20 protein-coding genes are annotated in these 20,797 nt (G+C 44.2%); 17 read left to right on the top strand and 3 right to left on the bottom strand.

The features are described from left to right. The first annotated feature begins 7 nt into the window (after positions 1 to 7). The 7 genes from ACFSCZ_RS12810 (at position 8) to ACFSCZ_RS12780 (ending at position 5,792) form a co-directional block, all read left to right on the top strand. Entirely contained in the window at positions 8 to 1,240 is a 1,233-nt protein-coding gene (locus ACFSCZ_RS12810) for an NAD(P)/FAD-dependent oxidoreductase (protein WP_380774332.1), read from the top strand. Positions 1,241 to 1,364: 124 nt separating this feature from the next. Further along, on the top strand, positions 1,365 to 2,918 hold the full coding sequence (locus tag ACFSCZ_RS12805) for a BCCT family transporter (protein WP_380774330.1): 1,554 nt from the start codon (positions 1,365 to 1,367) through the stop codon (positions 2,916 to 2,918). Between the two features lie 763 nt (positions 2,919 to 3,681). Next, a complete protein-coding gene (locus tag ACFSCZ_RS12800) occupies positions 3,682 to 4,362 on the top strand; it encodes an HAD family hydrolase (RefSeq protein WP_380774328.1) in 681 nt (226 codons plus the stop codon). 75 nt (positions 4,363 to 4,437) lie between these two features. Next, a complete protein-coding gene (locus ACFSCZ_RS12795; protein WP_380774326.1) occupies positions 4,438 to 4,812 on the top strand; it encodes a hypothetical protein in 375 nt (124 codons plus the stop codon). Beyond that, the gene (locus ACFSCZ_RS12790) at positions 4,799 to 5,326 is read left to right on the top strand and encodes an RNA polymerase sigma factor (protein ID WP_380774324.1); all 528 of its coding nucleotides are present in this window, start codon (positions 4,799 to 4,801) and stop codon (positions 5,324 to 5,326) included. Before ACFSCZ_RS12795 ends, ACFSCZ_RS12790 begins: the two co-directional genes overlap by 14 nt. Further along, positions 5,307 to 5,531, top strand: coding sequence for a hypothetical protein (locus ACFSCZ_RS12785; RefSeq protein ID WP_380774322.1), 225 nt, complete (start codon positions 5,307 to 5,309; stop codon positions 5,529 to 5,531). Before ACFSCZ_RS12790 ends, ACFSCZ_RS12785 begins: the two co-directional genes overlap by 20 nt. Positions 5,532 to 5,543: 12 nt before the next feature. Beyond that, complete coding sequence (locus tag ACFSCZ_RS12780; RefSeq protein ID WP_380774320.1) at positions 5,544 to 5,792, top strand: DUF2164 domain-containing protein; 249 nt, start codon at positions 5,544 to 5,546, stop codon at positions 5,790 to 5,792. 238 nt (positions 5,793 to 6,030) lie between these two features. Here ACFSCZ_RS12780 and ACFSCZ_RS12775 read toward each other — a convergent pair whose 3' ends face one another. After that, positions 6,031 to 6,444 (bottom strand): PH domain-containing protein, encoded by a 414-nt coding sequence (locus ACFSCZ_RS12775; protein WP_380774318.1) that lies wholly within the window; start codon positions 6,442 to 6,444, stop codon positions 6,031 to 6,033. A 176-nt stretch (positions 6,445 to 6,620) separates the two neighbouring features. Here ACFSCZ_RS12775 and uvrB point away from each other — a divergent pair, with 176 nt between their 5' ends. The 4 genes from uvrB to ACFSCZ_RS12755 all read left to right on the top strand — a co-directional run bounded on the left by uvrB (position 6,621) and on the right by ACFSCZ_RS12755 (position 13,096). Then, complete coding sequence (uvrB, locus tag ACFSCZ_RS12770; RefSeq protein WP_380774316.1) at positions 6,621 to 8,597, top strand: excinuclease ABC subunit UvrB; 1,977 nt, start codon at positions 6,621 to 6,623, stop codon at positions 8,595 to 8,597. 7 nt (positions 8,598 to 8,604) lie between these two features. Beyond that, a complete protein-coding gene (gene uvrA, locus ACFSCZ_RS12765) occupies positions 8,605 to 11,490 on the top strand; it encodes an excinuclease ABC subunit UvrA (protein ID WP_380774314.1) in 2,886 nt (961 codons plus the stop codon). A gap of 73 nt (positions 11,491 to 11,563) precedes the next feature. Then, positions 11,564 to 12,736 (top strand): DUF4097 family beta strand repeat-containing protein, encoded by a 1,173-nt coding sequence (locus ACFSCZ_RS12760; RefSeq protein ID WP_380774312.1) that lies wholly within the window; start codon positions 11,564 to 11,566, stop codon positions 12,734 to 12,736. A gap of 3 nt (positions 12,737 to 12,739) precedes the next feature. Beyond that, on the top strand, positions 12,740 to 13,096 hold the full coding sequence (locus ACFSCZ_RS12755; protein ID WP_380774310.1) for a phage holin family protein: 357 nt from the start codon (positions 12,740 to 12,742) through the stop codon (positions 13,094 to 13,096). A 320-nt stretch (positions 13,097 to 13,416) separates the two neighbouring features. On the opposite strand, the gene ACFSCZ_RS12750 is transcribed toward ACFSCZ_RS12755, so the two are convergent. Then, a complete protein-coding gene (locus tag ACFSCZ_RS12750) occupies positions 13,417 to 14,010 on the bottom strand; it encodes an NAD(P)H oxidoreductase (RefSeq protein ID WP_380774308.1) in 594 nt (197 codons plus the stop codon). Between the two features lie 305 nt (positions 14,011 to 14,315). Beyond that, positions 14,316 to 14,654 carry a hypothetical protein gene (locus ACFSCZ_RS12745; protein WP_380774306.1) on the bottom strand — a complete coding sequence of 113 codons (339 nt, stop codon included), beginning with the start codon at positions 14,652 to 14,654 and terminating at the stop codon, positions 14,316 to 14,318. A gap of 263 nt (positions 14,655 to 14,917) precedes the next feature. On the opposite strand from ACFSCZ_RS12745, the gene hprK reads away from it, so the two are divergent. From hprK to ACFSCZ_RS12715, 6 genes are all read left to right on the top strand, one after another. Then, positions 14,918 to 15,856 (top strand): HPr(Ser) kinase/phosphatase, encoded by a 939-nt coding sequence (hprK, locus tag ACFSCZ_RS12740; RefSeq protein WP_380774304.1) that lies wholly within the window; start codon positions 14,918 to 14,920, stop codon positions 15,854 to 15,856. 33 nt (positions 15,857 to 15,889) lie between these two features. Continuing rightward, on the top strand, positions 15,890 to 16,699 hold the full coding sequence (gene lgt / locus ACFSCZ_RS12735; RefSeq protein ID WP_380774303.1) for a prolipoprotein diacylglyceryl transferase: 810 nt from the start codon (positions 15,890 to 15,892) through the stop codon (positions 16,697 to 16,699). A 27-nt stretch (positions 16,700 to 16,726) separates the two neighbouring features. Further along, on the top strand, positions 16,727 to 17,665 hold the full coding sequence (locus ACFSCZ_RS12730) for a nucleoside recognition domain-containing protein (protein WP_380774302.1): 939 nt from the start codon (positions 16,727 to 16,729) through the stop codon (positions 17,663 to 17,665). Beyond that, complete coding sequence (gene ppaX / locus ACFSCZ_RS12725; protein WP_380774301.1) at positions 17,665 to 18,318, top strand: pyrophosphatase PpaX; 654 nt, start codon at positions 17,665 to 17,667, stop codon at positions 18,316 to 18,318. The genes ACFSCZ_RS12730 and ppaX overlap by 1 nt, the downstream gene beginning before the upstream one ends. Beyond that, positions 18,315 to 18,839 carry an acyltransferase gene (locus ACFSCZ_RS12720; RefSeq protein WP_380774300.1) on the top strand — a complete coding sequence of 175 codons (525 nt, stop codon included), beginning with the start codon at positions 18,315 to 18,317 and terminating at the stop codon, positions 18,837 to 18,839. Before ppaX ends, ACFSCZ_RS12720 begins: the two co-directional genes overlap by 4 nt. Positions 18,840 to 19,243: 404 nt before the next feature. After that, positions 19,244 to 20,755 (top strand): tetratricopeptide repeat protein, encoded by a 1,512-nt coding sequence (locus ACFSCZ_RS12715; RefSeq protein WP_380774299.1) that lies wholly within the window; start codon positions 19,244 to 19,246, stop codon positions 20,753 to 20,755. The last annotated feature ends 42 nt before the right edge of the window (positions 20,756 to 20,797 follow it).

Here is a 20,797-nt window from a genome sequence, read left to right as displayed (position 1 = left end):
GATGGTTTTGTCCGGAAAAGAAACAACTGTGATTATTGGAGGCGGTATAGCAGGTGTGCATGCTGCCCAGACATTACGGAGTGAAGGCTGCCGGGGGGATATTGTGTTGTTTGACAGTGATGAAACTCCTCCGTACGATCGCCCGCCTCTTTCGAAGGAATACATGCTGGGAAAAGTATCGGACAGTGAAATTTCAATCATGAGCCGGGAAATGGCAGAAGAATTAAACATCCAATTAAAATTAGGAGTCCGAATCGACTCGATCCATGCCGGTCAAAAAGAAGTGAAGGCGGATGACGGGAGGACCTATAATTGGGATAAGCTCCTGCTGGCGACGGGCTCCAAGTTAAGAAAGATCAGCATTCCGGGAGATCATTTGGACCAAGTTTTTTATTTAAAGAAACTCTCTGATGCCAGAAAAATGAAAGAAAAATTGCCTGGCATCAAAAGTGTAGTACTGATCGGTGCAGGCTTTATAGGGGCGGAACTAGCATCCTCATTCAAGAGTCTCGGCATCCATGTGACAATGATTGAAAAAGCCGGCCTTCCCATGGCACGAATTCTGGGACGTGAGATAGGCCGGTACTTCCTCCAAATGCATGAAGCAAATGGGGTGAATGTTATAACTGGCGACTCCGTTGCAGCCATCATCGGAAAGGATACCGTTGAAAAAGTTGTAACTGTCCATGGACAAGAGATTGACTGTCAGGCAGTTGTGATCGGGATAGGGGTAGAACCAAACACGGAAATTTCCCACCCGGAGTTAAAGGTCGATAGAGGATATGTGGTTAACGAGTATGGTGAAACATCTATTCCCGGTATTTTCGCAGCCGGGGATTGTACGGTATGGCCGTATAAAGGAAATAATATTCATGTGGAACATTGGGATCATGCCGTATATCATGCGCAGGCAGCCGCAAAAAATATGATAGCGGAAAAAACGGTACCCTATCATCGTGTCCCCTACTTCTGGTCTGACCAATATGGCCAACGCTTCCAATACGCAGGACATACGAAAGAATGGGAAAATACGGTCCTGCGCGGTGATATGGAGGAAGGAAAGTTCACTTACTTTTACCTGGACAAACGGAACATCGTGACAGCTGCTCTGATGGTAAATACCCCCAGAGATGTTTTACCCGTACGGAAATTGATTGATAGAGAGGAAGCTGTCGATCCTGCTCTGTTGGCCGATTCAAGCATTGCAATAAAAAAGGCTAAAGTTAAAAGTCCGGTTTAAACAGTAAAGGTATAAACGCACCGATGATAAAATGACAGACTGTTTCTTGCTCTGATTTGAAATGGGGCTGAGCAGCCGAGAGCAGGAAACAGTTGAATAAAACCCAAAAGAGGGGTGAGCTATTTTGTTTAGACAGAACCCAGTTCTACAATATTCTGTAGCATTATCCATGCTATTTATTTTGTTTGGGTTTTTCTTTACCGATACCTTATATAAGGTAGCATCATCTTTATTGGATTTTGCATTAACTTACTTCGGCTGGTTCTATCTTTTAACCGGAACCATACTTGTAGGGTTTATGGTTTTGATAGCGGTTTCAAAATACGGAAAGCTGCGTCTGGGTAAAGAGACGGATCAACCTGCCTACAGTACGATTTCTTGGATAGCCATGTTATTTAGTACCGGGATGGGAGTAGGGCTCGTTTTCTGGGGCGTCGCTGAACCAGTTACCTTTTATAATACACCGCCATATGGTGACCCCCTAACTGCTGAAGCGGCGGATGTCGGGATGAAACATGTTTTCTTCCACTGGGGGATCCACCCATGGGCCATTTATGGTGTGATCGGGCTAGCTTTGGCCTATTTTCAGTTTAGAAAGGGATTGCCGTCGTTAATCAGTTCAATTTTTTACCCGGTTCTCAAAGATAAAATTTACGGCCCGGCAGGAAAAACCATTGATATTCTTGCAACATTCGTGACGGCGATTGGAGTTGCTTCGACGTTTGGATTAAGCACACTTCAAATTTCCGCAGGTTTAAACACACTTTATGGAATCCCTGATAGTTTAACCACACAAATTATGATTATCATCATTGCTACTGCAGTATTTATTACTTCGGCCTGTACAGGGATTAATAGAGGAATTAAATACTTGTCCAACCTAAATATTGCTTTATTTTTGGGAATGATCATTTTTATTTTTTGCGTGGGACCGGCAAATAAAATACTGAACATCCTTTTTACAGCCATGGGCGGCTATGCAAATGATATAGTAAGTATGAGTTTGAGACTTGCTCCATTTAGTTCAGAGGACAATGCATGGATCACCAGTTGGACCGTATTTTACTGGGCATGGTGGACAACATGGGCGCCTTTTGTCGGCTCATTTATCGCACGTATATCTAAAGGGAGAACGATCAGACAGTTTGTATTGGGTATTCTATGTATCCCCTCATTAGTAAGCTTTATTTGGTTTTCCGTTATGGGAGGATCTGCGCTGCATATGATTCATGACTTGGGAAATTCTGCTTTATTGGAAAGTATTAATACCAATATAGAAGCCGCTTTATTTCAGTTCTTTGGTTACTTTCCATTCAGTCCTGTCATTAGCGTGCTGGCCATTTTTCTCATGTTGATTTTTTTTGTCACATCCGGAGACTCGGCCACAGTGGTCCTTGGGATGTACAGCAGGAAAGGTGATTTGAACCCGCCCGTTTTACTAAAGGGTCTTTGGGGATTAATCATTTCCATGGCTGCAGTGGTCTTCTTATTAAGCGGCGGCTTGGAAGCTGTGAAGACATTTTCAATTGTCGTAGCTTCGCCATTTACCGTGATCATGCTGGCCGTTATCTATTCGTTTATGAGGGAATTGAATAATGAAACTTTTGATGCCCTGCATCAGACTTCTGCTTCCGAACAGATTGATGACGAAAGTGTTAAAGTTAGAAAGTCGGTTTAAGAGGCAAATGGCAAGACTCAGTGTTTGTATCGATTTTTACATTAAAAAGCATTCATGTGCAACAAGAAAGGCAGGAGATTGTGTTTCAACGATCGGTCTGCTTCACCTTGCTGTTGACCTTTTTCTGCTCCAAACGGAATGAATATAAAGGATGCTGCCCGTTTGCTCTGAACATGGAAATTTTGGAAGAATGATTACACAGCAACAGACCAACCGCAGTAAAAAGAATAAAAGATATGTTGAACAGAACTGCAATCGTCCGTCCCCGGCTACATGAAACTCCTTAAAGGCGAAAAAGAACAGCAAGCCGGAGAGAAAGGGTCCGAACCATTTGGGAATTCTTGACTGGAATTCGGGAGGTTCGGGCTTTTTTTATATGTAAAAGGGGTCATCAGCGTTGAGTGTTTTAAACAGTATCTTTCATTCGATACATCATACGATCACTTTATTAAGTTTTAAGACCTCTTGAGCAGCATAAACCGGGGACGACGAATTTCTCTGAAGCATGCAACAGAAATACGAACATGAATTTTCTCTAATGCTATATAATCGTAGTATAATAATATGTTATTACACTGATGCAGAAAACTTGCTGCTGTAATGGCAGCGAAATTCATGGGAAGGTCTTTTTTTTCATCAGTGTAACCGGCGTGATGATTGGGCGCCGCTTCGGCATCGCTTGTCGGTCGGGAATTGGCCCATCACAGTTTGTATCTCAGAAACAAGGCCTCGGCGTGCGCCTGATGAAAAATGGGGGATGACGATGAAAATACATGCGATCGTGTTTGATTTTGATGGTTTAATGGTGGATACGGAGTCGGCTTGGTATGAGGCGTTCCGCCAGGCTTTCCGCCCATATGGTTACGAACTTCCCATAGAGGAGTTTGCCTTATGTGTTGGAACATATAATGAAGTTTTATTTGACCATCTGCGAAAAAATCGACAACTATTCTTTTCGAATGAAGAGATTATGAAGGAAATAGAGAGGGTTCATCATCAGCTTCTTCAGAATGTGGAGCTGAGGGAAGGCGTGCTGGATTATCTTCGTACAGCCAAACAACTTGGATTGAAAATTGGACTCGCGACCAGCTCCGGCAGGGACTGGGTGGAAGGATGGTTAAAACGCTTTAATCTATTGGATGCTTTTGATGCTATTAAAACTTCTGAAGACGTAACCCGTATTAAACCAGATCCGGAATTGTATCAGGCAGCTGTGAGTGCATTAAAGGCAGATCCGGGGAAGACCGTGGCATTCGAAGACTCCAAAAACGGGCTGCAGGCAGCTTTGGGTGCGGGTTTGCATGCAGTGGCTGTTCCTAATCCGGTAACCAGCCATCTTGACTTTGAGGGACACGCTTTAAGGCTGGATTCCATGGCAGATATGCCTTTCACACAAGTGATCCAAATTATTTCTTCCAGTCATCAAATGGCCTCTCTTTTTTAATCGTACATGTATTGAACCTTTTTGTACTCCCATTAGTATCAATAGTTGAAAGAATCAAAAAGGGGAGTGTAACAAATGCCGGTGACAGGATGGGTGATCAGCAGTATTGTAGTTGCGGTGCTTGGTTCTGTTTTTGCTGGAGTCATAGGTTCCATGAACAAAAAAGTGGTACGGGATCGATGGGGAAACATTGACTTTACAAAAACAGATTTATATTTCCAATGGACCCGCTGGGATACGATTATCGTCATTGCTGCCATTTATTCCATGCTTAATATATTTGGACTGCTGCTGTTTCTTTTGAGAGGAGACACGATCAACAGCCCGATTATTCAATATTTTATTCATCAGTCCGTTGTATTTAGTATGATCACTTTTCTTTGGCTGGTAACCAAGCTGATATATGTATTTAAGGGAATTAAAGAGCGGTGGCCACATGAGTTTAAATAGGGAAATTAGACTGGAAGATGATACAGCTGTATCGATTGAGCATTTGTATGAAACATATAGGGAACCATTGTATCGGTTTGTTTTCAGGTATACCGGAGACCGGCAGTTCAGCATTGATATTGTCCAGGATACTTTTGAAAAATTGCTGAAATATGATGGGTATTCACCTGGAAAAGGAAGGTTGAAAACCTATTTGTTCCAAATTGCCTATAATACAATGGCAACAAAGCTGAACAGGAGGAAAAAATTACGTTCTCTGCTACCTTTTCTAGCAATGGATAGGACACCGCCCATGCCGGCAGAAGAAAAGATGACGGTGCAAAAAGCTGTACAGCAACTGCCTGAGCAGCAAAGAGCGGTCATACTGCTGACGTACTATCATGATTTAACCCAAAAGGAAACAGCCGGTATCCTCGGGATTCCGCTCGGCACGGTAAAGTCAAGACTGCATCATGCTATGCAGAAGTTAAAGGAAGATCTGGAGGTGGATCAATATGAGCAAGAAGAGCGATGAAGAGTTTTTTCGGAAGCTGGACGAATATCAAGTGGAAGTACCGGAATTCTCCATCCAAAAATCACGATGGGAACGGATGGCCAACTGGCTTTTTGACACAGCTCCGCTTCCGGATATATCTATGAATGAAACAGGAATGCGGCTAACGCTGACTTTTCCTGTATTGCTTTCCGTGTTGTCCGTCATGCCGCTGATATTTTTATAAGGAGAGAATAAGATGTTGATGCCTCAACTTCCCAAGGAGAAAAAACGTGAAATGATACGAGACATACAGGCTTTTTTCCTGGATGAAAGAGACGAAGAAATAGGTGAGATAGGTGCGGAAATCTGTCTGGAATTTATTCAAGAAAGACTCGGGCCTGTGTTTTACAACCAAGGCATTCGGGATGCCAGAGATGTGGCCGAGCAAAGGATGCAGATGCTGGAAGAAGATTTATACGCTTTGGAAAAAAGATTGGCGGATTAAAAGAGCTGCCGGGGATGCTGCAAGATTCCTCAGGCAGTTTTCTTTTTGACCTCTTTTTGCCCATACATATAGAAACGAGAGCAATGGCGCCGCCTGAGGTGTACGTTTGTTCTAATTTAGGCTGATATGTAAGAGGGAACGCAAAATCCCAATAACGGATCTGACGGTCAGGGAGGAGAAAATTCTGATGATAAAAAAGGATCTTCACCATGTGATTCGAGAGGAAGCCTCCCTATTCTCATACTTCGATCCGTTTGATGTGCGGGTTTTTCCTTAGCAAGTGCTCAAGAAAATCTTCGCGGCGTTTGGGGGAAATGGAAATGGTATCGTATTTTCCATAGTTAATTTCGATCTTGTAAATGGAAAGAGAGGGGGAGCTTATCGGATTTGTGGTGAAACGGGCAGATCGTATATCATGTATAGGGATCGTTTTTTTAATAGGGCCAAATATAATAAAGAGTTCATCCCCTGATATGATGTATTTCGTATGGAACCATATCCAGCCAAAGAAACCGATAAAGATGATGGAAAAAAATAGTCCCAATAAGTCCAATTCAACAAACAAGGATTTATAAAGAAGCCAAATGAACAGACCGATACTGGCCCACCAAACACTTCCTATCCAAATATCTCTTCGCGATGAAAATTCCATAGAACACACCTCACAACCTTCATACGAAACGAACATCCCAAAGTTTCAAAAAGTTGATCGAAAATACGTTCGCATACTTGTGGTTATGATTAGCCTGATTGTGGTAAAATGACTGTATGCCATATTTTTAATAATGATTGATCTATATAGATATAGAAAAACGGGAGGATGCCGGCGTGAAAAATGAGTTTGAAGTCGTATCGAATTATAAGCCTGCTGGCGACCAGCCGAGGGCGATCGAACGTCTGATAGAGGGATCTCAATCCGGGAAAAAATTTCAGACGCTTTTAGGAGCAACAGGTACCGGGAAAACCTTCACAATATCCAATATGATTAAAGAAGTGAATAAACCGACGCTTGTCATTGCCCATAACAAGACACTCGCAGGACAGCTCTACAGTGAGTTTAAAGAGTTTTTTCCAAAAAATGCAGTAGAATATTTTGTTAGTTTCTACGATTATTATCAGCCAGAAGCGTATGTTCCGCAGACGGATACATTCATTGAGAAAGATTCCAGTGTCAATGATGAAATCAATCGGCTCAGGCACTCGGCTACGACGGCTCTTTTTGAACGAAGGGACGTCATCATCATTGCCAGTGTCTCCTGTATATATGGTCTCGGTAATCCAGAAGAATATCGGGATCATGTTTTGTCGCTGAGGACTGGCATGGAAATTGAAAGGAATGAGCTGCTGCGCAGGCTCGTCGATCTGCAGTTTGCACGGAACGATATTGAATTCACAAACGGGACATTTCGGGTACGCGGGGATGTAGTGGAAATTTTTCCAATTGCAAGGGAAGATCAATGCATTCGGGTAGAGTTTTTTGGTGATGAAATTGACCGGATCCGCGTCGTGGATGCATTAACCGGAGAAATTGCCGGCGAACGCGAACATGCGGCTATCTTCCCGGCATCCCACTATGTAACAGCCGAAGAAAAACTGAGAATTGCCATCCGAAATATTGAACAGGAATTGGAAGAAAGACTCGCAGTTTTACGGTCGGAGGATAAATTGCTGGAAGCGCAACGGCTGGAACAGAGAACGCGTTATGATCTTGAAATGATGAGGGAAATGGGCTTTTGTGCAGGGATTGAGAACTATTCCCGCCATTTAACGCTAAGACCGCCCGGAGCTACCCCTTACACGCTTCTAGACTATTTCCCGGATGATTTTCTGATTGTTGTAGACGAGTCACATGTGACTCTTCCTCAAATTCGCGGTATGTATAACGGAGACCAGGCCCGGAAGCAAGTATTGGTTGATCATGGCTTTCGCCTGCCTTCTGCCCTGGATAACCGGCCGCTGAAGTTCGAGGAATTTGAAAAGCATATTCAACAAATCGTTTTTGTATCTGCGACTCCGGGTCCCTATGAATTGGAAAAAACACCGGAAATGGTTGAACAGATTATTCGACCGACCGGATTGCTTGATCCGACGATCGACGTTCGTCCGATTGAGGGGCAAATTGATGATCTGCTCGGAGAAATTAATGATCGAATTGAAAAGAATGAGCGTGTACTCGTTACAACGCTGACAAAGAAAATGGCGGAAGATTTGACAGATTATTTAAAAGAGGTTGGAGTGAAAGTTCAGTATTTGCACTCTGAAGTGAAAACCTTGGAACGGATTGAAATTATTCGTGATTTAAGGCTTGGAAAATATGATGTGCTGGTGGGAATCAACCTTCTCAGGGAAGGACTGGATATACCGGAGGTATCGCTTGTTGCCATCCTGGACGCGGATAAAGAAGGATTTCTCCGCTCGGAACGTTCGCTTATACAGACGATTGGCCGGGCAGCAAGAAATGCAAATGGCCACGTCATTATGTACGCTGACAAAATAACAGACTCGATGGATCAAGCGATAAAGGAGACCATGCGCAGGCGCGCTATCCAGAAGGAATATAACAAGAAGCACGGTATAACACCAACCACCATCCAAAAGGATGTCCGTGACCTGATCCGGGCTACGGTTGCCGCCGAAGAAACCGAAGAGTACACTTATGAAAATACGAAAAAATTATCACAAAAGGAAAAAGAAAAACTCATTACATCCATGGAAAAGGAAATGAAAGAAGCTGCAAAAGCGCTTGATTTTGAACGGGCAGCTCAGCTGCGCGATGCCATTATGGAATTGAAAGCGGAAGGATGAAACAACGATGGCACTAGAAAAAATAAAAGTGAACGGTGCACGTGTCCATAACTTAAAAGATATTGATGTCACGATTCCCAGGGATCAACTGGTTGTCGTCACAGGGCTTTCCGGATCGGGAAAGTCCTCCTTGGCGTTTGACACCATTTATGCAGAAGGGCAGCGCCGCTATGTAGAGTCGCTGTCCGCCTACGCCAGACAGTTTTTAGGACAGATGGATAAACCGGATGTTGACAGTATTGAAGGACTATCCCCGGCGATATCTATTGACCAGAAAACAACAAGCCGGAACCCTCGCTCAACTGTCGGAACGGTTACAGAAATATATGATTATCTTCGTCTGTTATTTGCCAGGGTGGGTAAACCGATTTGCCCGGTCCATGGCATCGAAATAGAATCCCAAACGGTAGAGCAAATGGTGGATCGGATCATGGAATTCCCGGAAAGGGGGAGAATTCAGGTCCTGGCCCCCGTGATTTCCGGCAGAAAAGGCGCTCATGTGAGGGTATTGGAAAATATTAAGAAACAAGGCTATGTCCGTGTACGGGTTGACGGTGAAACCTTGGACCTCAGCGAAGATATTTCACTTGATAAAAATAAAAAGCATTCGATTGAGGTGGTCATCGACCGGATTGTTGTCAAGGAAGGTGTAGAGAGCAGGCTGGCGGATTCACTGGAAACAGCTCTGGACCTTGGTGAAGGAAAAGTAGTCATTGATGTGATCGGTGAGGAAGAACTCCTGTTCAGCGAGCAGCATGCCTGTCCGGAATGCGGTTTTTCTATCGATAAACTGGAGCCGCGGATGTTTTCTTTTAACAGTCCCTTTGGTGCATGCCCGGAGTGTGACGGTCTCGGTTCCAAACTGAAAGTGGATAAGGATTTGGTCATTCCAGACCCTTCTTTGACTTTAAATGAAGGGGCCATTGCTCCCTGGATTCCCGTCAGCTCTCAGTACTACCCGGAGCTGTTGAAGACAGTCTGCAAACATTATGGGATCAATATGAATGTTCCGGTTAAAGACTTGCCTGAAGAACAACTGGATAAAATTTTATACGGTTCGGGCGGAGAACTGATTCGCTTCCGTTATAAAAATGATTTTGGCCAAGTTAGGGATGCCAATATCCGTTTTGAGGGTGTAATGCGGAACGTCGAGCGCAGATATCATGAAACGGGTTCTGATTATATAAGGGAACAGATGGCGAAATATATGGCCGATCAGCCTTGCCATCGCTGTAAAGGGTACAGATTAAAAGAGGAAACACTTGCAGTGAAAATAGAGGATAAACATATCGGCCAGGTAACGGAGCTGTCGATCCAGGAATCCAAACGATTCTTCAGCACGATTCAATTATCAGAAAAAGATATGCAGATCGCACATCAAATCTTAAAAGAAATTGATGAACGTTTGACATTTTTGGTGAATGTCGGTTTGGACTACCTGACATTGAGCCGGGCAGCCGGGACGCTCTCCGGAGGGGAAGCTCAGCGGATCCGTCTCGCTACTCAGATCGGTTCTCGTCTGACCGGTGTCTTATATGTGCTGGATGAACCTTCAATTGGTCTACACCAGAGGGACAACGATCGCTTGATAGATACGTTGAAAAGCATGCGCGATATCGGAAATACCCTCATCGTGGTGGAACATGATGAAGATACGATCCTTGCCGCAGATTACCTGCTGGATATTGGCCCTGGTGCAGGTGTCCATGGCGGCAATGTCGTGGCTTGCGGAACTCCTGAAGAAGTAATGAAAGACCCGGGCTCACTGACCGGTCAGTATTTGTCGGGACAAAAATTTATTCCGCTTCCTGCGGAACGCCGTACTCCCGATGAACGGTTCATTGAAATCGTTGGAGCGAAAGAAAACAATCTTAAAAACATCAATGTTAAGATTCCATTGGGGCTGTTTATTGCGGTAACCGGGGTTTCGGGTTCTGGAAAGAGTACGCTGATTAATGAGATATTACACAAATCCCTTGCGATGAATCTCCAAAGAGCCAAAGCAAAGCCAGGTGCTCATAAAGACATAAAAGGCTTGGAACATCTTGAAAAAGTCATTGATATTGATCAGTCACCAATCGGCCGGACCCCGCGTTCCAACCCTGCCACGTATATTGGCGTGTTTGATGATATTCGCGATGTCTTCGCTTCTACGAACGAAGCAAAAGTACGCGGTTATAAAAAAGGACGGTTCAGTTTCAATGTAAAAGGCGGAAGATGTGAAGCCTGCCGAGGAGACGGGATTATAAAAATTGAAATGCACTTTTTGCCGGATGTGTATGTGCCATGTGAAGTGTGCCTTGGCAAAAGGTATAATCGGGAAACGCTGGAAGTAAAATATAAAGGGAAAAATATCGCTGATGTGCTTGATATGACAATTGAAGATGCCTTGGAATTTTTTGAGAATATCCCCAGAATCAAGCGAAAGCTCCAGACGATTGTAGACGTTGGACTGGGGTATATGAAAATGGGACAGCCCGCAACTACACTTTCCGGCGGTGAAGCCCAGAGAGTAAAACTGGCATCCGAACTGCATAAGCGATCCAATGGACGTACCATTTATATTTTGGATGAACCGACAACAGGTCTCCATGCAGATGATATTGCACGTTTACTGGGAGTCCTGCAGCGTCTTGTGGATACAGGGAACACCGTTCTGGTGATTGAGCATAACCTGGATGTGATAAAAACAGCAGATTATATGATTGATCTGGGTCCCGAAGGCGGGGACAGAGGCGGAACGATTGTTGCAACAGGTACGCCTGAAGAAATAGCAGATTGCAAAGAATCGTATACGGGCCGATATTTAAAGCCCATTTTGGAAAGGGATCTAGCCCGCATGAAACGGCTCATCCGTTCAAAAGAAACTAAACAGCAAGCTATGGCCGAGTAGTTTTTTTCGAAAATGAAACATTTTTCCGATCATCTCGTATAACAAGACAGATGATAAAATAGGAGGATTGACCATGAACCAGGATCGAAAACGAATACTTGAAATGGTACAAGAAGGTAAGCTGTCTGCCCAGGAAGCCATTGTTCTGCTGGATGCTTTGGAAAACGGGAATTCAGAAAGCAAAGTCATCCATTCTTCCGCTCCGGAAGCGGGAGAGGCGGTAACGGCGTCCGAATCAGCGAATGCTTCAGGAGAAGCCGGAAAAGCCTCTAAAAAGCAACAAAGCCAATCAAAAGATTCCGGTACCGGTGATGATCATTTTTATTCGCAAATTGAGCAGGCAGGCGAAAAAATCTTCGACTTTGTTAATTCGGCTCTGAAGAAAATTAAGGATATTGATTTGCAGATCACGCAGAGTGTAGAAGTATCCCACGTTTTTCAGCAAGCTGATGAGGGAGTTGACCGCATTGATGTAGATGTGGCCAACGGACCTGTCCGCATCATTGGCTGGGATCAGCCGGAGTTTCGCGTTGAATGCCAGGCAAAAGTATTCCGGGTGGAAGACCGTGACGAGGGCCGCAGCTATTTTCTGGACAATGCCGTTTTCTCCCAGGAAAATGGTCTCCTTTGTTTCGCAACTCGGTCCAAATGGATGCGAGTGGAAACCACTGTCTATGTCCCCAAAAAAATGTATAAAAAGATTTCTGCCAGACTTTTTAATGGCCAAGTGACCGGAGAACTTCTGGAAGGGGAGCAATTGGCCATACGAACGTCCAATGGAAAAGTGGACTTGACCGGAATTTCCGGAAAGAAGCTCGATATCGATACAATGAATGGCCAAATTAAAGGCCGTGACGTCAATGTCGATGATATAGAGGCAGAAACTGTCAATGGTATGATCGATATTGCAGGGTTCTGCCGCAAAGCGGAACTGAAGTCATTCAACGGAAACATTCATTGTACATTGGAGGACACCGGGACTGAACGATTAGAGGCCAAAGCTGTGACGGGCAATATTTATGTGAATGTGCCGGAAGCTGCAACGATTGAAGGGGAAGCCCGCTCCAATCTTGGAAGTTACCACCTTGATTTAAAAGACGTTGATGTCCTGCAAGAAAAAAGGGAAGTGATCCAAAAGCAGCTCAGGTTTAAACGGAACGGTTTGGTCAGCCAAAAAATGCATTTGGAAGCAGATACCAAAACCGGCTCTGTGTATATCAGAGAAACAGAATCAAAAGGGGAATAATTCATGAGGTGGTTGACAGGCATTTTGATCAACGCTGCCTTGTTCCTCGCATTTGCCGGATACTTTGAGGGTTTCCATGTATCAAGCTTTGGAGCTGCTGCAGGAGCAAGCCTGGTGCTTTCGATCTTGAACATGCTGGTGAGGCCCATTCTTATCCTTTTAACATTGCCGATCACCATCCTCACACTGGGGTTTTTCCTGCTGGTGATCAATGCCATCACGCTTTCCCTTACCGATGCCATCATGGGAAGCTCCTTTGATATTGATGGGTTTGGGCTGGCACTGTTGATCGCTGTCATTATGGTACTGATCAACCTCATTATTCAAAAAACAATATTAAACGATGATCGAAAAAAATAACCCGGACAGCCATTTGGTTGCCCCTTTAAGGATTCAGGATCACAGTCTCCTTAAAGGGGGGCCTCTGGCCGGACCGGGTTTTTTGGTCTTGATGAAAAAGGTGTTAGCCGAAGGGGTCGGTATTAGAAAAGATCAAGCTTTTAAAAGAGGATCAACTTTGGGTTGCAGGAGTTCTTTTTTATAACATGAAAATAGCAGAATTCCTTCCCGGCAAGAGTATTGCGTAACTCCGGCTTCTTAACAATTGTATCTCTTGCATTTTACTATAATCACCTTTGGAATTTTAGACAACTTGCCAGACTAAGAGTTAACACGATTCTCTATCCAAAATATGCACCCAACTGATAAGCCTTATCCAATAACCCTGCAAAATATTTCTCTTTCTCCTCTTCCGCATTTCTTTCAAACTCTCCGAGTGTATTATACATAAAATGCACGATTGAATCTTTTACCCCGCAGTAATCCGCCAAGCCGATGTTCAGGTGGTGTTCCATCATTCGGTCGTAATCCCGTTTTTTAAATTGTTCCTCTGAAAAGCCAACCATAGCAATCCATCTTATCTTTTGAACGGGCAATTTAGTTGGACCATATGCAAATCCATAATTCCAGACCCGATCAATATATCCCTTCAATATAGCAGGAAGACTGTACCACCAGACAGGAAAGATAAAAACCAATGCTTCGCTGGCTTCAATCCGCTTCATTTCCCGTATGACTTCTTCAGAGTATATCTTGTTCGGATGATCCCAATCAGGTTCATCCTCCGGGAATAGCAGTGGATTGAACTTTTCGGCATATAAATCGGCAACTTCATATTCATGGCCTGCTTCAGACAGGCCTGCAGTGAACCTTTTTGCAATGTTTGCTGTGAGTGAGTCAGGTCTGGGGTGGCTTGTAACGACAAGTAACTTCATACTGATATTCCTCCTGTTTTTCTGTCTGCCATCGGTCTATACACCTTCACTTTATATTAAAAGGTTTGACTTTTATGATAATTAATGCATATACCATACCCTCATTTATAGATCCCGTCAACAAAATTTCCCGCGTAACCGTCTGTCAAACTCCCACTGAATAAAGAAAAACTCCGTATAGACGGGCGTTGTTGTGAGTGCCACTCTATAACTGCTCCCGCTCTCTTATAATGGCTGCCACTCTCTGATAACTGCTCCCACTCTCTTATAATGGCTGCCACTCTCTGATAACTGCTCCCACTCTCTTATAATGGCTGCCACTCTCTGATAACTGCTCCCGCTCTCTTATAATGGCTGCCATCTCTGATAACTGCTCCCACTCTCTTATAATGGCTGCCACTCTCTGATAACTGCTCCCGCTCTCTAATAATGGCTGCCACTCTCTGATAACTGCTCCCGCTCTCTAATAATGGCTGCCACTCTCTGATAACTGCTCCCGCTCTCTTATAATGGCTGCCCCTCTCTGATAACTGCTCCCGCTCTCTTATAATGGCTGCCACTCTCTGATAACTGCTCCCACTCTCTAATAATGGCTGCCACTCTCTGATAACTGCTCCCACTCTCTTATAACCGCCCCAACTCATTTATAAAAGCTTTCTCTCGCCCAGCGTTCCAGCTGCCTGTCCAAAGCTCTGCCTCTTTTTGGGAAATTATGCATAGGTATTAGGTGCAGTTTTCCTTCTCATCTGTGGTCCCGTCCGCAAGTCTTCTCCTGTGGTCTTTTTCCATAAAAAATTTCGAAAGGTAGAGTTTCCTGGGCAGATAGTGCTAAAATAGACAAGGTACAGTTTTTTGATGGAGAATCAGAATTTTCACATCAGGAGCTTTGGATAAGGGAGGGATTCTGATGGCAAAAGTTCGTACGGAAGATATCATCAAGGAGTTCAATTTGGAACTGGTCAGTGGCGAGGAAGGAATTCACAGACCGATCACGACGAGTGATATTTCCCGGCCCGGATTAGAAATTGCCGGATTTTTTCATTATTATCCGGCTGAGCGCGTACAGTTATTGGGGAGGACCGAAGTCAAGTTTACAGAAATGCTCATGGCTGGGGAAAGAAAATATAGAATGAAACAGCTTTGTACGGATGCAACACCTTGTATTATTGTAACGGGGGGCATGGAAGTACCTGAAGAATTAATTGAAGTGTCTGAACAGCATTCCGTGCCAGTCTTGCGGACACCGATGAAAACTACGGGTTTTTCCAGCAGGCTTACTTACTTTTTAGAAAATAAATTGGCTCCCACCACAGCGGTTCATGGAGTCCTGGTTGAGATTTTCGGAGTGGGCGTGCTGATCACAGGTCAAAGCGGTGTAGGAAAAAGTGAAACGGCGCTTGCGCTGATTGAAAGAGGCCACAGGCTTGTGGCAGATGATTGTGTGGAAATCCGTCAGGTCGATATGGACAGACTTGTAGGGACCCCCCCTCCGCTGTTGGAGCATCTTTTGGAAATCAGAGGTCTTGGCATTATCAATGTAATGACTTTGTTCGGTGCAGGTGCTGTTCGTCCTCATAAAAGAATCACTTTGACGATCCATCTTGAATTTTGGGATGGAGAGAAGCAATATGATAGACTGGGGCTTGATGAAGAGACCATTAAAATATTTGATACTGAGATTACAAAGTTGACGATTCCTGTTCGCCCCGGAAGAAATTTAGCTGTCATTATTGAGGTGGCCGCCATGAATTTCCGGTTGAAGCGGATGGGGATGAATGCAGCCAAGCAGTTTGCTGACAGGCTGTCTGACATCATGACCGAAGAAGAAAAAGCCCAGTTCGACTGAGGCAGAAAAATCTAGACTATTGGAGTTGAAGTTATGGATCCGGATATTCAGCCGCTCGATCCCATCGCCTTTCAAGCAGGTCCCTTTACGGTCCATTGGTATGGAATTATTATCGGCCTTGGAATCGCGCTTGCGCTTTTGATCGCGATGAGGGAAGGGAAAAAACATCAACTGCATAAAGATACTTTCCCCGACCTCCTCATATGGGCAATCCCTATATCTATTGTTAGCGCCCGTATTTATTACGTCATCTTCCAGTGGGATTATTACTCGCAGCATCCCGAAGATATCATCAGAGTTTGGGAAGGCGGCATTGCGATTCATGGAGCCCTGATCGGAGCGGTCGCAACCGCCATTGTCTTCGCCAAATATAAAAATATTTCATTTTGGAAAATTGCTGACATTGCCGCCCCGAGCATTATCCTTGGGCAGGCCATCGGCCGCTGGGGAAATTTTATCAACCAGGAAGCATACGGAGGGGCAGTAAGCCGGGAGTTTCTGGAAAATTTACTGATCCCTGAATTTATTATTGACCAGATGTATATTAATGGGATCTATCATCATCCGACCTTTTTATATGAATCCATTTGGAATTTAGTCGGGTTTGCGATTCTTCTCCTGTTAAGAAAAGTCAATCTGCGGCGCGGAGAACTGTTTTTGTCATACGTCATTTACTATTCAATCGGACGGTTTTTTGTAGAAGGCATGAGGACGGACAGTTTGATGTTGACAGATACGCTAAGAATCGCGCAGGTAATCTCTCTTGTTCTGATTGCTGCAGCTGCCGCTCTGTGGGTATATCGAAGAAAAGCCGGGCTGGCCAATGCCCGCTATTATGAATGATCAATGAACAGATATGGAGAGAATGAAATGGTACTACATTCTATTAAACGTGGGGCCATTCATGGTGTCCAAACCACCTGGATGCTTGGAAAGGTCATTTTTCCGATTACCTTATTTGTCGTTCTGCTCCAGCACACCCCGTTTTTGCCGTGGTTGATCCGTCAGGTTGAACCATTGATGAAACTGATTGGACTCCCCGGGGATGCCGCTATTCCACTTGTCTTGGGGAATTTCTTAAACTTGTATGCAGGAATTGCCGGCATCATGTCCCTTGAACTCACGGTCAAAGAAGTCTTTATCATTGCTGTCATGTTGTCTTTTTCACATAATTTGCTGATTGAGTCATCTGTTGCCATGAAGGTGGGGATTCCCATCTGGCTGATTTTGGCTGTGCGCCTTGGATTGGCTGTTCTGGCTGCTGTGACCATCCATCTGGTTTGGAGCGGCGGACAGGAGTTAGCCCAATACGGGATGGTCCCGGTGCAGGAAGAACCGGCAGCAGGGGCCGCTGCGATCCTTCTGCTTGCACTCAAAAAAGCTTTTCTGGGAGTTGTTCAGCTTGCCGTCATTGTTATCCCGCTTATGATCGGAATCCGGCTCCTTAGAGACTTTAAATGGCTGAATGTCTTTTCACGCTGGGTTTCCCCGTTTACACGCTTGCTTGGAATGAAAGAGAATACATCAACGACCATGGCTTCAGGTCTCGTATTCGGTCTTGCCTACGGTGCCGGCGTCATGATTCAGGCGATCAAAGAAGATGGCGTAAGCAAAAAAGATGTCACGCTTGCTTTTATTTTCTTGGTTGCTTGCCATGCGGTGGTCGAGGATACTTTAATTTTTATCCCGCTTGGAATACCTGTATTGCCTCTGTTACTCATCCGGGTGGTTACTGCTGTCCTGCTGACATGGATGGCAGCAGGCATCTGGAAACAGGCAGAGTCTGCTAAAGAAGGGAAAGTTGTATAATGGATCATCATATTCATACACTGTTGTTTGATTTGGATGGAACCTTACTGGATACCAATGAATTGATCATTACCTCCTATTTACATGTTTTTGATAAATATTATCCTGGAAGATTCAAGAGGGAGGACGTCCTCCCGTTTTTGGGCCCGACGCTTTATGATGCTTTTGCCAGTGTGGATCCGGAACATGCCGGGGACATGGTGAGAATGTATCGCAAATTCAACATGGAAAACCATGATTTGCTCGTCCGCGAGTTTGAAGGAGTATATGAAACCATCCGTACCCTGCATGAAAATGGATTTCGCATGGCCATCGTTTCGACAAAGATGCGGAATACTGTGTTAAAAGGGCTTGCTTTGGCCAACTTGGATGAATTTTTCAATGTTGTGATAGCGCTGGACGATGTGGAAAAGGCAAAACCTGATCCTGAACCTCTTAACAAAGCTTTGGCAGCGCTCGGATCCAGGCCGGAAGAAGCGCTCATGATCGGTGATAACTACCATGACATTTTAGGCGGAAAAAATGCCGGAACGTATACTTGCGGTGTTTCCTGGTCTGTCAAAGGCGCTGATTACTTAAAACAATATAATCCGGATTATATGCTGGAAACCATGCCTGATTTACTCGATATTGTCGGAGTGGGCATCCAATGAGAAATACGGAACGCTTTCCGGTAAAAGGTGCCAACTCTTTATGGCACATTTATAAAACGGTTCCGTTTTGGAAAGTAGTACGTAACTTTGTGGTGATCCAGGCTGCCAGGTACACCCCTTTTTTGGCAATGAAAAATTGGATGTACCGCACTTTTCTGAATATGTCAGTGGGAGAGAAAACTTCGTTTGCACTGATGGTTATGCCGGATATCATGTTTCCTGAAAAAATATCTGTCGGGCGTAATACGGTGATTGGTTATAATACCACCATTCTTGCTCATGAATATTTAATTGATGAGTACAGACTTGGTCCGGTTGTCATCGGAAATCAGGTATTAGTCGGAGCCAATTCTACCATCCTGCCCGGTGTGACCATAGGAGACGGGGCGGTTGTTTCCGCAGCAACACTCGTCCATAAAGATGTCCCGGCGGGCTCGTTCGTTGGCGGCAATCCGATGAAAATCATATATACAAAAGAAGAAATGGATAAACGGCGTCAAGCCGATCCGTTTCATGGCTAAAAGTGAGTATAGCAGGTCTTGTACAGGGAGACTTCTCAAGACTTTTACTGCAGATTTGAATGTGTATTTGTAAAATAAAATAGCCGCAAAACAAAGGTTATCTTGTCCGATACAGGATAGCCTTTTTCATATGGACAAATTCTCTATCTCAGGAGAACAGGTTTCTAAAAAAATCGGAGCGTGCGACCGGATGTATCGGTTCCAGTTTGGGCTATGGAGGAACAGTTGGAGAACCTTTTCATGTTTTAATTAGGAGGATAACGGTTAAATGATAAGTCATCCGTTCTTTTATGCTTCTCTTTTGCGTATGAATTTGATAGATTCGTTTTTTGACGTACAAACCGGTAAATTTGTATGTTATACTACAAAAAGCGACACAGGACGATAGTAACGGAGGAAATACGATGTCCAGATACCCGAAAAAGAGAAAAGAGCGGGCAAAAATTTATCATTTCTTGCCGACAGGAGATTACTATTTTCATAAGGGTCTCCAGTCATATGACCGTTTCGACTTTATAAATGCAAAAAAATATTTGCAGCGGGCACTAGAGCTGGAACCGTTGGAGCCTATGATTGCCTGCCAGCTGGCTCTTGTGCACACAGAAACAGGTGATTATCAAACCTCAAATAAGCTGCTGCACATGATATTGAATGAGCTGGATGAACGGATGACAGAATGCTATTACTTTTTAGCGAATAACTATGCCCATATGGGGATGTACACGGAGGCATACCGGTACGCGAAGTTATATTTGGAAAAAGACGGAATCGGTGAATTCGCAAACGAAGCCAACGAGCTGATTGAATGGATCGGAATTAATGAAGATGATAATCTTTCGGCCCTAAAAGAGCAAGAGGAGCTTCTTTATATGCAGGAAGAGTCCAAATCCCTGCTTGAAGGCGGCAATTATGCGGAAGCGGTTAACATATTGGAGAAAATGATCCGGGCTTATCCTGACTTTTGGCCTGCATATAATAATTTGGCATTGGCCTATTTTTACGAAGGAGAGACGGGAAAAGCTTTCTCCCTGACGGAAAAAGTAATTTCACATAATTCGGGCAACCTTCATGCCTTATGTAATTTGGCTGTATTTTATTACTATGAGCAGCAATTTGAGGAGCTGGAACTCCTTCTGAATCAGCTGAAAAAGGTTGAACCGATGATCCCTGAGCATCGCTATAAACTCGGTGCCACTTTTGCTTTGACAAAGCAATATGAACAGGCCTATTTCATGCTGAGGCAGCTCCATAAATCAGGATATCCCGGCAATGCAGGATTTTATTACTGGCTCGCGAAATCAGCTCATTTTACAGGGAATGAAAAATTTGCCAAATCCGCATGGGATCAATTGGTTACCCTGGAACCTGATAAAGCCGGATCAGAACCATGGAATGAAGCGCTGGAGGAAGATGAGCTGACTCGAAACGGGGATACGGCTCTTATGAAATTACTTCGAAGCGAGGACATTCCGGAGCGGCTCATTGCAATCTTTTTCATTTCGGTTTCGGACAGAAAATCGGCGCTGCTGACCCATCCGTCATTTAAGTCGATTGAGGAATTTTCCTATCCCGAAAAATTATATTTAGCGACGATCTTGCAGGTGGAAAAACGTCAATCCATTCATGCCAAGATGAAGATGGATAAAGCGCATGAGACTGCGGCTGTCTTGTTTGAAAAACACGGAGATGCCCCTGACAAAGCTTTTGCACTTCTGAAGATATGGTTTTCTTTTTTTCAGAAGATGGTGGAGACCGGCGGAAAATTTGCCAATCCTCCCGCCTTTGCAGCGGCTGTTGAATACGTATGGGGCAAGGAAAGCGGCCGCCATCAAACCCAGAGGGATCTGGCAAAAAAATATGGAATTTCTCCTGCCACATTAAGAAAATATATCACAAAAATAGAACTTTATCTTTAATGAGCATATGTTTGGACGTATGACAAATACTTTAATACGATA

The organism is Siminovitchia sediminis, from assembly GCF_042680885.1.
Lineage (GTDB): Bacteria > Bacillota > Bacilli > Bacillales > Bacillaceae_C > Siminovitchia > Siminovitchia sediminis.
The sequence above is the reverse complement of the archived record's forward strand: the minus strand, read 5'-3'. Positions and strand labels throughout refer to the sequence as shown.

What these genes read in the sequence shown, in the direction of transcription:
- ACFSCZ_RS12800 (WP_380774328.1), top strand. Translation starts at nt 3,682, where the DNA reads ATGAAAATACATGCGATCGTGTTTGATTTTGATGGTTTAATGGTGGAT.
- ACFSCZ_RS12795 (WP_380774326.1), top strand. Translation starts at nt 4,438, where the DNA reads ATGCCGGTGACAGGATGGGTGATCAGCAGTATTGTAGTTGCGGTGCTT.
- ACFSCZ_RS12790 (WP_380774324.1), top strand. Translation starts at nt 4,799, where the DNA reads ATGAGTTTAAATAGGGAAATTAGACTGGAAGATGATACAGCTGTATCG.
- ACFSCZ_RS12785 (WP_380774322.1), top strand. Translation starts at nt 5,307, where the DNA reads ATGAGCAAGAAGAGCGATGAAGAGTTTTTTCGGAAGCTGGACGAATAT.
- ACFSCZ_RS12780 (WP_380774320.1), top strand. Translation starts at nt 5,544, where the DNA reads ATGTTGATGCCTCAACTTCCCAAGGAGAAAAAACGTGAAATGATACGA.
- ACFSCZ_RS12775 (WP_380774318.1), bottom strand. Translation starts at nt 6,444, where the DNA reads ATGGAATTTTCATCGCGAAGAGATATTTGGATAGGAAGTGTTTGGTGG.
- uvrA (WP_380774314.1), top strand. Translation starts at nt 8,605, where the DNA reads ATGGCACTAGAAAAAATAAAAGTGAACGGTGCACGTGTCCATAACTTA.
- ACFSCZ_RS12760 (WP_380774312.1), top strand. Translation starts at nt 11,564, where the DNA reads ATGAACCAGGATCGAAAACGAATACTTGAAATGGTACAAGAAGGTAAG.
- ACFSCZ_RS12755 (WP_380774310.1), top strand. Translation starts at nt 12,740, where the DNA reads ATGAGGTGGTTGACAGGCATTTTGATCAACGCTGCCTTGTTCCTCGCA.
- ACFSCZ_RS12750 (WP_380774308.1), bottom strand. Translation starts at nt 14,010, where the DNA reads ATGAAGTTACTTGTCGTTACAAGCCACCCCAGACCTGACTCACTCACA.
- ACFSCZ_RS12745 (WP_380774306.1), bottom strand. Translation starts at nt 14,654, where the DNA reads ATGAGTTGGGGCGGTTATAAGAGAGTGGGAGCAGTTATCAGAGAGTGG.
- hprK (WP_380774304.1), top strand. Translation starts at nt 14,918, where the DNA reads ATGGCAAAAGTTCGTACGGAAGATATCATCAAGGAGTTCAATTTGGAA.
- lgt (WP_380774303.1), top strand. Translation starts at nt 15,890, where the DNA reads ATGGATCCGGATATTCAGCCGCTCGATCCCATCGCCTTTCAAGCAGGT.
- ACFSCZ_RS12730 (WP_380774302.1), top strand. Translation starts at nt 16,727, where the DNA reads ATGGTACTACATTCTATTAAACGTGGGGCCATTCATGGTGTCCAAACC.
- ppaX (WP_380774301.1), top strand. Translation starts at nt 17,665, where the DNA reads ATGGATCATCATATTCATACACTGTTGTTTGATTTGGATGGAACCTTA.
- ACFSCZ_RS12720 (WP_380774300.1), top strand. Translation starts at nt 18,315, where the DNA reads ATGAGAAATACGGAACGCTTTCCGGTAAAAGGTGCCAACTCTTTATGG.
- ACFSCZ_RS12715 (WP_380774299.1), top strand. Translation starts at nt 19,244, where the DNA reads ATGTCCAGATACCCGAAAAAGAGAAAAGAGCGGGCAAAAATTTATCAT.